This is a genomic window from Paenibacillus dendrobii, from assembly GCF_009807035.1.
GTDB classification, from domain to species: Bacteria; Bacillota; Bacilli; order Paenibacillales; family Paenibacillaceae; genus Paenibacillus_AQ; species Paenibacillus_AQ dendrobii.
Window position 1 is genome coordinate 1420677 of sequence record NZ_WUBI01000001.1, and the last position, 12480, is coordinate 1433156.

The window sequence follows — 12480 nt, forward strand, 5'->3', positions numbered from 1 at the left end:
CATTTATTTTCAATGGATTGGCTTATAAAATCTTATCTCTCCCATTTTACTATGCCGAACAAAATCTGTCATTTTTCTGCCAAATCCGAAAAGCAGCAACAAAAAAAGCGCCCGTCATACCGGGCGCTCTGCATTCAATCAAGCCTCTGTGTTATTTTGTTTTTTCGTGATCGTAACCCGCGAGTTCCCCATCATGAAGACGAAGATAACAGCGATAACAATCGGGATTAAAGCGATCAGGAATACATGCGTAATCGAACTGGACATCGCGTCAACGATTTTGCTGAGGATTGCCTCCGGAATTTTTGCGCGAACGCTCGGTTCGAAAATTTGTCTCGTGTCGCCAACATTGGCCATGGCTGCATTTGCATTTCCGCCCATGCCCTTGAAACCCTCTGCCAGCTTGCTTGCAAATACATTGTTCTGGATTGTGCCAAAGATCGTGATTCCCATCGTCATCCCCAGCGAGCGGAGAAATTGATTGGTTGAATTGGCAGTTCCGCGAAACCGCGGTTCCAGATTATGCTGTGAAGCTGTCGGCAGCAGGGAGAACGAGAAGCCCATCCCGAAGCCGACGATGATCATGAACAACGTAAGCAGAATCCGCGCCGAGTCAGGCGTTAACGTGCTCAGCAGGAACATGCCCGCGATATAGGAAATGACTGATATGATCATCAGATTCCGGTAACTCGTCTTCGAAGAGAAAATCCCCCCGATCGAGCTGCCTGCAACGGAGCCCAGCATCATCGGTGTCAGAATAAGTCCGGCATTGGTCGCCGAGCCACCATATACCGCTTGTACGAATATCGGAATATACACGGTCAGGATAATAAACGTTCCGCCATACAGGAACGCCAAGATTTGCGAGGATGCAAACAATCGGCGTTTGAACAAAAAGAATGGAAGGATCGGCTCTTTCGCCCGCAATTCCACGAAAAAGAACACGATGAAAAAGACTGCGAAGCTGACAAACAATGAAATGATCGGAGCCGAACTCCAATCATACTGTTTGCCCCCAAGCTCCAGCGCGAACATGAGACTGATGACGGCAATTACAAGAGTCGATGCTCCCCACCAGTCTATCTTTTGTTTCGAATGGCCAGGTGATTCCTTGTAATTCTTCATGATCAACGCGAAGGATACGATCCCGATGGGAACGTTGATATAAAATACCCATTCCCAGCCGAAATAGTCGGTGATATATGCGCCAAGCAGCGGTCCAACGACGCTCGCCGCACCAAAAACCGCACCGAGAAGCCCGGTCATTTTTCCCCTTTTCTCAGGCGGAAAGATATCAAAGATAATGGTAAAGGCAATTGGCATCAGCGCCCCGCCGCCAATTCCCTGAATCGCCCGGTAAATGCTGAGCTGTTCAATCGACTGGGCGAAACCGCACAGCGCCGAACCGATCAGGAACACCGTCAAACCGAAAATAAAGAATCTCTTTCTTCCGTACATATCGGATAATTTGCCGAAAATCGGCATGCCGGCCATCGTTGTAACCATATAAGCGGATGTAACCCATACAAATTTGTCCATGCCGCCGAGTTTGGATACAATCGTTCCCATCGCCGTAGCGACAATGGTATTGTCAATGGCTGACATAAAAATGGCAAGCAATAAGCCTGCCACAACCAACTTTATGTTGCTTTTTGCGGCCTCCATCTGTAAACCCCTTTACAAAAGATTAATGATTTCGATAGAATGAACTTGATTCATTACCTCGTTCATCAAATATCTCGATCATCGAGATATTGAGATTTTAAAAGGAGGTTCGTCTTTTGTCAAGCCATCCGCATGATCAATTAGCTCCCGATCAACAAGAACAACTTGTCTCGCTTATGCGTGGACTCGGAACCCGGACGGTTCTATACCAGCAAAACGTAGCTGCTTCGCTTGGGTTATACAACAATGATTTGAAATCCGTAGACATCCTCCGTGAAACCGGCCCGATCACCGCCGGAGAATTATCTAAAATTACTGGCCTTGCCACTGGCAGTGTTACTGCATTGATCGACCGCCTCGAAAAAGTCGGCTACGTCCGCCGGGCAAATGACCCCAATGACCGCCGCAGGGTCATTCTTGTGCCGGAATATGAATATAAAGAAGAAGTCGGTAACACCTATCGACCGCTTCACCAGTCCATGCATGAGCTAGCTTCCTCTTACACGGATGAAGATTTGGATCTCATTACCCAATTTATTGGCAAAGCAAGCGCTATTTTGGAAGAACAGATCAAGCAGCTGAATGTGAAGAAGAGCAAATCCTCTTCATGATTCTATTGCATCATGCATGAATTGAAAAAGGACGGAAGCCAGGAAGTCGAAGCGACTCCTCGGGTTCCGTCCTTTTATGCTGATAGCCGGCAATTCGGCTTAACGAATTTATTTAAATACTTTAACGCGTTCTTCAAGCGGTTGGAATTGTTTCTCGCCAGCAGGTGCCAATACTTTACCGAAAGGCATTTGAGCGAGCAGTTTCCAGCTTGCAGGCAGGTTCCATTCAGCTGCAACTTGTTGGTCAATCAGCGGATTGTAGTGCTGCAGGCTTGCTCCCAGACCTTCTGCTTCCAGTGCAGTCCAGATCACCAGTTGAAGCATACCGGAGGATTGCAGGGACCATACAGGGAAGTTATCCTTGTAGGTCTCGAATTGGGATTGAAGACCTTCGATAACGGAATTGTCCTCGAAGAACAATACTGTACCATATCCATTGCGGAAAGCGCCCATTTTCTCGGCTGTTGGTGCAAAGTTCTCAGCTGGAACGACAGCTTTCAGTGTATGTTCTGTAATGTTCCACAGTTTGTCATGCTGTTCGCCCAAAAGAACGACAACACGTGCGCTTTGGGAGTTGAATGAGGATGGTGTATGTTTTACAGCTTCATTCACGATTTCCTGGATTTTTTCATCAGATACGGTTATATCCTTGCTGATTCCATATATGGAACGTCTTCCTTTAAGTGCGGAGAAAAATTCGTTAGACATTTGTATAGTTACCTCCAATAATTTATTTACTTACTTTTTATTATATATTCCTATCTTCTCTGTTGCAATACTTTGTTTTAAAGTTTATGTTTTATGCTTATTTAAACCCAGATCAATAAAAAAGAAACCTTTCCCGTATTGGAAAGGTTTCTTTAGTCTGGCGCTGCCTATTCATGGCTTACTTTACCACGACAACCTCCGGCTCCGGTTCAAAACCAAATGCCGTATTCACGCCTTCGATAATCGTGTTCATTAAGTACTTAATTTCTTCGGCCGTTGCATGGTTGTGATTAATAATCATATTCCCGTGATATGGGGAAATCATGGCTCCGCCGTATTCCTTGCCTTTCAAATTCAAGCGGTCCACAAGCGCGCCGACAGGAATGCCGTAATCATAGTTGTTCTTGAATACCGATCCGCAGGACGGATACTCGAAATGGCGCTTGCCGTTACGATAATTAGCAATGTCCGTCATTTCTCCCGGAATGACCAGCCCTTGCTTCGTCAAAGCCGAAGATTCCGCATCCATATAGGAGTAGAATGAAGCCAATGTGGACATCCCTTCCTGCGCTTTCCAGCGTGCCAGCAACTCATTGCCCAGAACGATTTGTTCCTCGCCCGGCACAGCCAGCATATCCGCCCCCAGTACGAGCCATGGATTCATTTGGAAAATGGACTGCTTGTAGCCGTACTTGCACTGCGAGACGTCGATAGACTGCACAGACAGGGTCGGATCGGACAGATCCACGTAATACACCGTCTTGATAATATCGCTGATCTGATGGTGGTTGTATTTGGCATTCATGTAAATGCCTGCGCCGAGCCCTCCTGGTAGAAGGTACGTAAATTCATAGCCCGGAATACGAAACAAAAGCCCGCTGATCGCCAGCATGGACATCGGAGTTCCGGAGGAAATAAACCATTTGGACGGCTTTATGTCCCAGTACACGAATTTTTTCAGGGAAATATAGAGAGTGTCCTCCCGCGGATTATCCGGAAACAGCAAATTGGAGCCCATGCCGCAAATAAAATAGTCCAGTCCATGCGTCTTGCATCCCTGAAGCAGCGTCAGCAGCTCCTCGACAGTTTCCGGCATAGCAAAAAAGTTCGCCTTTCCGCCAATTTGGTAAGAGGAATGATTGGCAAGAGGTTCATTTCGCATGCATAAATTTTCAAAAGTCATCCGGTTATTCAACATTAGGGTTCCTTCTCGCTTTCAACTTCATTTTAAGGATTAATCATCCTGATGGTACCTTTTTAGTGTAGACCTATCTATTCTAATATATCGTCCTGCATAACGCTATGTGTCATTTTATACGTGCTTGCAGAGTATGGAAATGATGACGGACAAAAAATCAGCACCATACATTCTTGTTCAAGTATCCTTCTGACATCTCAGGTCAATAATGGTCTGTATTGATTGTAAATTATTTCCGAGGTGGACAACCATGAAATCGCCCAAACCCTTGCTGTCTCAAGGCATCATGATCATCTTGTTATCGATTGGCATCATCAACCATGTATTCATCATTCCCGTTCTTCTTCAAACGACGCGGAGGGATTCCTGGATTGCTGTCATCATATCGGCAGCTCCGCTGCTGCTCATGACGTACATGGTCTATTTTATTGCCAAACAGATGCAAGATAAAAGCATCGAGATGTGGATCAAAGATCAAGCCGGAAAAGTAACAGCCAATATCTTCAGAATTCTAATGAGCATATATTTGTTCTCGATCTGTTTCTTCACGTTAACGGACACGACGAAATGGGCTAAAATCACGTTCTTATCCGCAACGCCGATTTTTGTGACTTCGTTAATTCTGCTGGTCCTGTGCTATTATGCCTGCATCAAAGGATTCAAGACAATTGCCACGGCTTCCGGCATCCTGCTGCCCATTGTCGTTGCTCTGGGTTTCTTCATCATGTTCACCAATATCCAGTATAAGGACTACAGCCAACTGCTTCCCCTTTTCGAGAACGGGTGGGCCAGTATTGCCAAAGGCGTCATGTATGCCTGTTCCGGTTCGTTTGAAATTATCCTTTACCTCATGCTGCAGCCCAAACTTGAAAAGCCGGCAAAAGGCTGGCAGCTTCTTGTGCTAGCTCTGGTACTGATCGGATTGACCCTTGGGCCTCTGGTGGGAGCAATCACCATATTTAACCCGATCGAAGCAGAGCGGCAGCGTTATCCCGCATACGAGGAATGGAGAATCGCCACACTGGGTCGATATATCGCTCAAACCGATTTCTTCTCTATCTATCAATGGCTATCCGGCGCATTCATTCGTATTACGCTTGCATTGTATTTAATAGTGGATATTTGGAATATTAAAAAGAAAAAAGCGAGAATCTGGACCCTCGCAGCGCTCATGATCTTTCTTTATGTTATCAATCTGCTCGGCCCCAACGACATCTTGTTTCTTCATCTATTGAAGGATTACTACTTCCCTGCCTCCTTTGTCTTTTTGATTGTGCTGGTTATCGCTCTGTTCATACTCGCCTATATCTCATCGAGAAAGAAGGTACATCAAGACCATGGCACATGATACTCAGCCAGAGCCCTTTGCCAATAATAACGAAACCATCGATAAAGCTTTCCTAGAACAATATTATGCCGAATGTCAGGATGTGGTTCTGCATCCTTTTTACGTGGGCTCCCCAGATCAAAAGCAAACGATCCTGCTGCTTTATTGCGATGGCATGTCCGACGCGGAACAAATCAATCAGTTCGTACTGCCCAGACTTGAAAAAATGTACGGCAAAACCGGATTTTCAAATGTAAAGGATATTGAGGACTGCCAGTACATCCCCCTGTCCCGTCTGAACGACGACAAGCTGCTCAAAGAACTGGATTCCAAAGTATTCGGCGGGATGCTGATCGTTTTTTTTCAAGAGCTGTCTGCCTTCTTCACGATGGATGTCAGTAAGCAGCCCAACCGTGCGCCGGAAGAATCCTCGACCGAATCCTCCATTAAAGGCCCGCATGACGGATTTACCGAGTCGCTAACCATCAATGTGGCCCTGGTGCGCAAGCGTCTGAGATCGCAGTCATTTTGCGTGGAAAATTTCACGTTGTCTGAACGCGGGCAAACCAAAGTCTCGCTTCTGTATATCAAAGACGTCATCAATCCCGAAATCGTCACTGAAATCCGCAGCCGCCTTAATGCTTATGAGGGTGATGCCATTATCGGCACGTCGCAGATCGAGGACCTGGTTCAGGGCGATTTGAAAAGCATATTTCCGTTGACCGATTATATCGGCAGACCGGATTATGTGGCCGACAGCATTCTCAGCGGCAGATTTGCCATTATTTTCGATGGATCTCCCATGGCTATTATTGCTCCTATTACGCTCACTTCCCAAATCAAATCACCTGAAGATACCAATATGCCTTTTCATATTGTCTCCATTCAACGCATCATGCGTTTGGCGGGTTTAATTATCGCCTTATTTTTGCCTGGCTTCTATATCGCGTTGACCAGTTACAATATCGAGCAGATTCCGACCCCTTTGCTGGCTACCATCATGAACTCACGAACAGGTCTGCCGCTGTCCATACCGCTGGAGACTTTTATGATGCTGTTTTTGTTTGAAGTGTTTCATGAAGCCGGGATTCGGCTTCCCAAATCCGTTGGACAGACCATCACCGTCGTCGGCGGTCTCATTGTCGGAGATGCGGCCATTCGGGCAGGTATCACCTCCCCCACGATGATAGTGATGGTTGCCGTGACGATCATCGCGACCTTCACTTTGGTCAATCAGGTATTGGCGGGAACCACAGCCATCATCAGGCTGTATGTACTTTTATTGTCTTCTTTCCTCGGGATGTTCGGCTTTTTTATCGCTGTCTTTTCGCTGGTCGTACACCTCGCGACGCTCGAATGTTACGGCGTTCCCTATCTTGCACCTATATCTCCTTATATCGGCCGGGATGTATGGGAAGGCCTGTTCCGCAAACCGGTCAAGGATATGATCCGCCGTCCGAAAGTACTTCGCACCAAGGATTCTACGCGAAAAGGAGGCTAAGCGGAATGAAGAAGGCAGTCATCACGCTGATGCTTTGCACATTGTTACTCACGGGCTGCTGGGATTTAAAATCCGTTCAGGACATGAATATCGTTACTGCCATAGGCATTGATTATCAAAATGGCCAATATACCGTCTACGGCAAACTGACGGATTTCAGCTCCATTTCGCAAAGCGACACTGGCGGGAATAACAGTAAAAACACCACCTGGGTAGGCAAGGGCACAGGAAAAACGGTAAACCTCGCCTTCTATGATCTCTATCCATCCGCCCAGCATCAAACCTTGTGGACCCATGTCAAATCCATTGTGTTATCGGATTCTGCCTTGAAGCATATGAATGATATTTTTGAAGAGCTGCTCAGGTCAAGAGATCTCCGTTATACGCCGTGGGTGTATGGCACTAAAGATCCCATTGAGGATATATTCAACGCGGAAACAACTTTTAACCAGTCCCCGCTCATGCTGGAAATGTTCGAACCCCGGGAGGTCTATAAGCAGCGCTCCGGCATCGAGCCTATCCGATTACAGAAACTGATGGATGCGATCCGCGAACCGGCGACCACCGTCCTGCTACCGGATATATCCCTTTCCTCGAAACATTGGTCGACGAATCATAAAAAAGATTCCATGATGGAGCTTAAGGGTGTCTATGCCGTTCAAAAGGGGACAAACATGGGCTGGGTCCCAGAAGCGGAACTAAGCGGGGCAAGACTGCTTATCTTTACTCACGTAAATCGGTTTCCACTGAATCTGGAAGCAACGGAAGGTGCTCCAACCACTCTGAGCCTTAACAATCCAACGTCGAAGATTCGGATGAGCCAAAAAAATGGAAAAATGAACTTCATCGTTCAAGTATCCATGCATGCCAATATTACGGAATCAGCCTGGAAAAAGGGTCTCGATGAAAAGCAAATGAAAACCGTTGCGGAAAAGAAACTGCAGCGTGATATCATTGAAAACTTCCATACGGCTAAAAAGCAAGGAATTGACCTGTATCAATTCGAAGAATGGATTTACCGGCATCACTATCCTCTATGGAAACAAAAAAGCAGCGGAGGTCCGCTGCTTCCGTCAATAGAGATCGACAATGTGGAGGTAAAGGTGAAGATAGACCATTCCAACACGTATAAAATGTAAACCGAGTGCCTCCCGGAGCTCACTTGTTCTCCATGTCGCCTGGTCCCCAATAAGCTTTCATGCTCGAAATAAGTCCTGCATCGGTAAAAGTCATGACTTCTATCGCGTGAATCATCAAAGTCGAGCCCTCTGCATGAGTTTCTATATGTATTGCCATCGCACCTGAATTACTACGTGAACCCCTGATCGGCTCTTCACGATGGATTCGGGTTTTCCCGTTGACCACCTTGGTGTAAAATTCCGTAATGGCAGCCTTTCCTATAATCGGAGCCATACCCGCAGGATCCTCCACAGTAGCTTCCTCTGCAAAAAGGGAAAGAATTCCCTCCAGATCATCTTCATTAAATCGGTCAATATACGCTTGCATGGCTGTCTTGATTTCCTGTTCCGTCGGCATATCGTTTCCTCCTTCAGGATGATGGATTTGCTTGCCTATCATGCTGTTCTAATTATTTACACGTTAGGCTGAGCTTGTCAAACATCGGCCTATGCAGTGGTCTGATAGCCTCTACCGCTTTACATGATGCCCCGATCAGGATAAGGTTATATATTGAGGCCTTACATTAACGGGCAGTGAAATATTTAATATGACTAACATGATTCATGAGAGAGGAAGGTGCGCATGAAATCAGACGTAGATACTGTGCTGGGCGGCGGAAAGCCTGCCCGGATGAATCGTCCTTCTGGACGTGTGCTTATCATGACAGCCGTAGAGGCTGAACAGCAGGCCGTTCTCCGCGGAATTGGCGATTCGGATCTGTTTGACGTTAAGCTTGCAGGCTTTGGACCTGCAGCGGCGGCGGCAAGGACTGCAGCGGAGCTCTCAGCAGCCTCGTACGCACTTGTCATCAGTGCAGGTATCGGCGGCGGATTCGTCGGTAAAGCGGAGGTAGGTTCAACGGTTATCGCAGACCGGATTATTGCCGCTGATCTGGGTGCTGAAACGCCCGATGGATTCCTCAGTGTGGACGAGCTTGGTTTTGGCAGCTCTGTGATCCCGGCAGATTCCAGTTTGGCAGAGGCCTTAACGGATGCCATGCTGTCTGCAGGAATCAACGTTAACCGCGGCTCCATCCTAACGGTTACGACCGGAACTGGCTCAGCAGAAAAGACCGAAGCCCTGACTTCAAGGATCAGCGATGCGACGGCAGAAGGCATGGAAGGGTTCGGTGTCGCTACCGCAGCCAAGTTGTGGAATTTGCCTGTTCTCGAGCTGCGCACCATTTCCAATGCCGTTGGACCCCGGGACCGTTCCGCCTGGCGGATGAAAGAAGCCTTTGCCGCACTTGAAGCAGCAGGCAACATTTTAAGGAGGGTTATTTCAGAATGAAAATTGCATTTTCCCCTTGTCCTAATGACACATTCGTTTTCCATGCGTGGACGCATGGTCTGATTCCTGGTGCTCCTGCCTTGGATGTGACTTATGCCGATATTGATATTACCAACCATCTGGCTGCTCAGGATGAGAGCGACTATGATGTTCTTAAAATTTCGTATGCTGCTTTGCCTTGGGTGTTGGATCGTTATGCGCTCCTGCCTTGCGGCGGAGCATTAGGCAGAGGCTGCGGACCGCTTGTCCTGGCTGCAGGCGGAGATCATGCGCCTAAGGACCCTTCCGCATTATCCGGACGCCGAGTTGCAGTTCCAAGCGAACGTTCCACCGCTTATCTGTTGTTCCGGCTTTGGGCTGCACAAAACGTTCCCGGAGGTATCGGAGAGATCGTGGTCATGCCATTCGATCAAATCATGCCTGCCGTACGTGACGGGCATATCGATGCCGGGCTCGTTATACATGAAGCCAGATTTACATATCCTGATTATGGCTTAACGTTGATGACGGACCTCGGCAACTGGTGGGAACAGGACACAGGGCTCCCCATTCCGCTGGGTGCTATCGTTGCCAAACGATCTCTTGATCTGAAAGCCATCTCAGATTGGGCACGCGCTTCCGTTGAGTATGCATGGGCGCATCCTGATGAATCTCGTGAGTATGTGCTCAGCCATGCGCAGGAAATGGATCCCAAGGTAGCCGATGCCCATATCAATCTGTACGTCAATAGCTTTACCGCGAATCTGGGTGAGGACGGCTATGCTGCGATTACATCGCTGCTTACCCGTGCAGCTGACGAAGGACTTGTACCTCCGATCGATCCCCAAGCGCTCATGCTGCCATAAATACATTCATGAGTAGAAAATCCCGGTGTCCTCGTTAACGAGGACACCGGGATTTTCTCTTGCTGTCTATTTTGCGTTTAGCGGAAATCCTTAGGTATTCTTCGGGCAACACCTGTCAGGATAGCAGCCTGTACAACGGCTTTACGCACTTCAATGACAACCTGCTCATTGAAAATACTTGGGATAATATAGAGCTCATTCAGTTCACCGCCGGTCACCACCGATGCGATGGCGCGTGCGGCAGCCAGCTTCATTGGTTCATTAATGCAGCGTGCTCTGCAGTCCAATGCGCCGCGGAATAGCCCAGGAAATACAAGGACATTGTTGATTTGGTTCGGATAGTCGCTTCGTCCGGTTGCATACACCCGTGCATGTGGAATGGCTTCTTCAGGCGAAACTTCCGGAACCGGATTGGCCATGGCAAAAACGATCGGGTCTGGACCCATGCCCCGGATATCCTCTCCGTTCAGCAAATTACCGCGGGATACGCCAATGAAAACATCGGCGCCCTTGATCACTTCTTTAAGCGATCCCTCGGTCGCTTCCACCTGAGGCTGATCCGCAAGCCACTGCCACATCGGATGCGAATAGCTTCCGCCGCGGACGATTGCTCCGTCGCGATCTACCGGAACCAGCTTCGTCACTCCCGCGCTGAGCAGCATTTTGCAGATGGATACGCCCGCTGCACCAACACCATTTACGACAACGCGAATGTTTTCAATGCGTTTATTTACCACTTTTAGCGCATTTAGCAATCCTGCAATCACGACCACGGCCGTGCCATGCTGATCATCATGGAACACCGGAATCTCCAGTTCCTCTGTCAGCCTTCTCTCAATTTCGAAACAGCGCGGCGAGCTGATATCTTCCAGATTGATCCCGCCGAAAATCGGGCTCATCGCCTTGATGGTCCGGATCAGCTCCTCCGTATCATGGGTATCCAGACAGATCGGAAATGCATCCACATCGGCAAGCTGTTTGAACAGCATCGCTTTACCTTCCATCACGGGCGCAGCCGCATAAGGGCCAATGTCTCCCAGGCCAAGTACGGCAGTACCATCACTGACTACGGCTACGGTATTTCGCTTGATCGTCAGCGAATAGGCTTTCTCCGGATTTTCATGAATGGCAGTACATACTTTGGCAACTCCAGGAGTATAGACGCGGGACAGATCATCCCGGTTTTTAATTGGCAATGTAGGTTGAATCTTGATTTTACCGCCCAAATGAACGAGGAAGGTCCGGTCCGAAACGTTGATCAGCTTGATGCCTTCCTTCTGTTTAAGCGATTCGACTACCTTACTCTCTTCCGTGTCCACCACTTCGACGGTGATATCCCGGACGGAAAAATCCTTTCCCGGTCTGATGACGTCGATTGACGTGATATCTCCACCCGATTTGCTGATGGCGGCTGCCACATCCCCGAAGGTGGCTTTCTCATGATTAAGTTCAACGCGTAGAATAATACTTGTGTTAGCCATGAAGCTTCCCCCTAATATGGTGTTATTCATTTGAAACCGATTACAACACGCACATATCATAACAGGCAGAGGACTCCAAAACAAGCGTCTGAAGTCCATTCCTTGCCGCAGAAGGCTTTTCACCCTTTAGAAAACATTATGTCACGTTCGTGTGATGGGCATTCGCTTCTCTCTTATTCGTTTCATGCACGCCCATAACGACTGCTATTAACTCATAGCTATCCAGACTCTCCGACTCGTTTCGCAAACAAAAGGCGCCAGATTCAAACCAACCGTTGATTTTATCGAACCTTGCTATTGCAGTTCCAGCTTCATTCGTGACGGTATACTCCTTGGAGAAGGCTGGAGAGAAAATTTCGTAACTTCCCCTTCCCACCGTTTCATACTCGAATTTCTTGGAAAAGAAGCTCAGCCGATGTCTTAATACTCCCAGCATGCAGCCATCCGCATCCGCGATCTCCCATTTGTTAGAAAGCAGACGGAATTTGCCGCTGCATGCCAGTACTCCATCCGCGTCGTTCACATCTAAGGATGAACCGAACGCACTTTTTAAGTCAAGGCTCCCGGCAGGCTCCTGTCTTGCATTCACGATCTCCGTAAATCCAGCGTTGAAGAAGTTATCTTTAAAATACAGCTCCATCTAAGCACCTTCTTTCACAGATTAATCCTACCTTA

The 12480-nt window shown here is 47.9% G+C and carries 12 protein-coding genes; 6 read left to right on the top strand and 6 right to left on the bottom strand.

What is annotated here, in order from left to right; genetic code table 11:
• Positions 1-138: 138 nt before the first annotated feature.
• On the bottom strand, positions 139-1665 hold the full coding sequence (locus GRF59_RS06015) for an MDR family MFS transporter (RefSeq protein WP_160496713.1): 1527 nt from the start codon (positions 1663-1665) through the stop codon (positions 139-141).
• Positions 1666-1841: 176 nt separating this feature from the next.
• Here GRF59_RS06015 and GRF59_RS06020 point away from each other — a divergent pair, with 176 nt between their 5' ends.
• On the top strand, positions 1842-2276 hold the full coding sequence (locus GRF59_RS06020) for a MarR family winged helix-turn-helix transcriptional regulator (protein WP_160498148.1): 435 nt from the start codon (positions 1842-1844) through the stop codon (positions 2274-2276).
• 108 nt (positions 2277-2384) lie between these two features.
• Here GRF59_RS06020 and GRF59_RS06025 read toward each other — a convergent pair whose 3' ends face one another.
• Both GRF59_RS06025 and GRF59_RS06030 read right to left on the bottom strand, forming a co-directional pair.
• Complete coding sequence (locus GRF59_RS06025) at positions 2385-2984, bottom strand: nitroreductase family protein (protein WP_160496714.1); 600 nt, start codon at positions 2982-2984, stop codon at positions 2385-2387.
• A gap of 178 nt (positions 2985-3162) precedes the next feature.
• A complete protein-coding gene (locus tag GRF59_RS06030) occupies positions 3163-4146 on the bottom strand; it encodes a UDP-N-acetylmuramate dehydrogenase (protein ID WP_237391651.1) in 984 nt (327 codons plus the stop codon).
• A gap of 286 nt (positions 4147-4432) precedes the next feature.
• Here GRF59_RS06030 and GRF59_RS06035 point away from each other — a divergent pair, with 286 nt between their 5' ends.
• The 3 genes from GRF59_RS06035 to GRF59_RS06045 are packed head-to-tail and all read left to right on the top strand — an operon-like array spanning position 4433 to position 8149.
• Positions 4433-5530, top strand: coding sequence for a GerAB/ArcD/ProY family transporter (locus GRF59_RS06035; protein WP_160496716.1), 1098 nt, complete (start codon positions 4433-4435; stop codon positions 5528-5530).
• A complete protein-coding gene (locus GRF59_RS06040) occupies positions 5520-7010 on the top strand; it encodes a spore germination protein (RefSeq protein WP_160496717.1) in 1491 nt (496 codons plus the stop codon). Before GRF59_RS06035 ends, GRF59_RS06040 begins: the two co-directional genes overlap by 11 nt.
• 5 nt (positions 7011-7015) lie before the next feature.
• The gene (locus GRF59_RS06045; RefSeq protein WP_160496718.1) at positions 7016-8149 is read left to right on the top strand and encodes a Ger(x)C family spore germination protein; all 1134 of its coding nucleotides are present in this window, start codon (positions 7016-7018) and stop codon (positions 8147-8149) included.
• Positions 8150-8168: 19 nt separating this feature from the next.
• On the opposite strand, the gene GRF59_RS06050 is transcribed toward GRF59_RS06045, so the two are convergent.
• Complete coding sequence (locus GRF59_RS06050) at positions 8169-8546, bottom strand: nuclear transport factor 2 family protein (protein WP_160496719.1); 378 nt, start codon at positions 8544-8546, stop codon at positions 8169-8171.
• Between the two features lie 225 nt (positions 8547-8771).
• On the opposite strand from GRF59_RS06050, the gene GRF59_RS06055 reads away from it, so the two are divergent.
• Positions 8772-9479: a futalosine hydrolase gene (locus GRF59_RS06055; RefSeq protein WP_423802932.1), complete on the top strand. Its 708-nt coding sequence runs from the start codon at positions 8772-8774 to the stop codon at positions 9477-9479.
• Complete coding sequence (locus GRF59_RS06060) at positions 9476-10324, top strand: 1,4-dihydroxy-6-naphtoate synthase (RefSeq protein WP_160496720.1); 849 nt, start codon at positions 9476-9478, stop codon at positions 10322-10324. The genes GRF59_RS06055 and GRF59_RS06060 overlap by 4 nt, the downstream gene beginning before the upstream one ends.
• Positions 10325-10401: 77 nt before the next feature.
• Here the strand turns inward: GRF59_RS06060 and GRF59_RS06065 are convergent, their stop codons facing one another.
• On the bottom strand, positions 10402-11805 hold the full coding sequence (locus tag GRF59_RS06065) for an NAD-dependent malic enzyme (protein WP_160496721.1): 1404 nt from the start codon (positions 11803-11805) through the stop codon (positions 10402-10404).
• A 136-nt stretch (positions 11806-11941) separates the two neighbouring features.
• Complete coding sequence (locus GRF59_RS06070) at positions 11942-12445, bottom strand: hypothetical protein (RefSeq protein ID WP_160496722.1); 504 nt, start codon at positions 12443-12445, stop codon at positions 11942-11944.
• Positions 12446-12480: the final 35 nt, after the last annotated feature.

Bases quoted from the DNA above. Each gene is read 5' to 3' on its own strand.
- GRF59_RS06030 (WP_237391651.1), bottom strand. From the start codon at position 4,146: ATGCGAAATGAACCTCTTGCCAATCATTCCTCTTACCAAATTGGCGGA.
- GRF59_RS06055 (WP_423802932.1), top strand. From the start codon at position 8,772: ATGAAATCAGACGTAGATACTGTGCTGGGCGGCGGAAAGCCTGCCCGG.
- GRF59_RS06035 (WP_160496716.1), top strand. From the start codon at position 4,433: ATGAAATCGCCCAAACCCTTGCTGTCTCAAGGCATCATGATCATCTTG.
- GRF59_RS06020 (WP_160498148.1), top strand. From the start codon at position 1,842: ATGCGTGGACTCGGAACCCGGACGGTTCTATACCAGCAAAACGTAGCT.
- GRF59_RS06040 (WP_160496717.1), top strand. From the start codon at position 5,520: ATGGCACATGATACTCAGCCAGAGCCCTTTGCCAATAATAACGAAACC.
- GRF59_RS06050 (WP_160496719.1), bottom strand. From the start codon at position 8,546: ATGCCGACGGAACAGGAAATCAAGACAGCCATGCAAGCGTATATTGAC.
- GRF59_RS06025 (WP_160496714.1), bottom strand. From the start codon at position 2,984: ATGTCTAACGAATTTTTCTCCGCACTTAAAGGAAGACGTTCCATATAT.
- GRF59_RS06060 (WP_160496720.1), top strand. From the start codon at position 9,476: ATGAAAATTGCATTTTCCCCTTGTCCTAATGACACATTCGTTTTCCAT.
- GRF59_RS06015 (WP_160496713.1), bottom strand. From the start codon at position 1,665: ATGGAGGCCGCAAAAAGCAACATAAAGTTGGTTGTGGCAGGCTTATTG.
- GRF59_RS06065 (WP_160496721.1), bottom strand. From the start codon at position 11,805: ATGGCTAACACAAGTATTATTCTACGCGTTGAACTTAATCATGAGAAA.
- GRF59_RS06045 (WP_160496718.1), top strand. From the start codon at position 7,016: ATGAAGAAGGCAGTCATCACGCTGATGCTTTGCACATTGTTACTCACG.
- GRF59_RS06070 (WP_160496722.1), bottom strand. From the start codon at position 12,445: ATGGAGCTGTATTTTAAAGATAACTTCTTCAACGCTGGATTTACGGAG.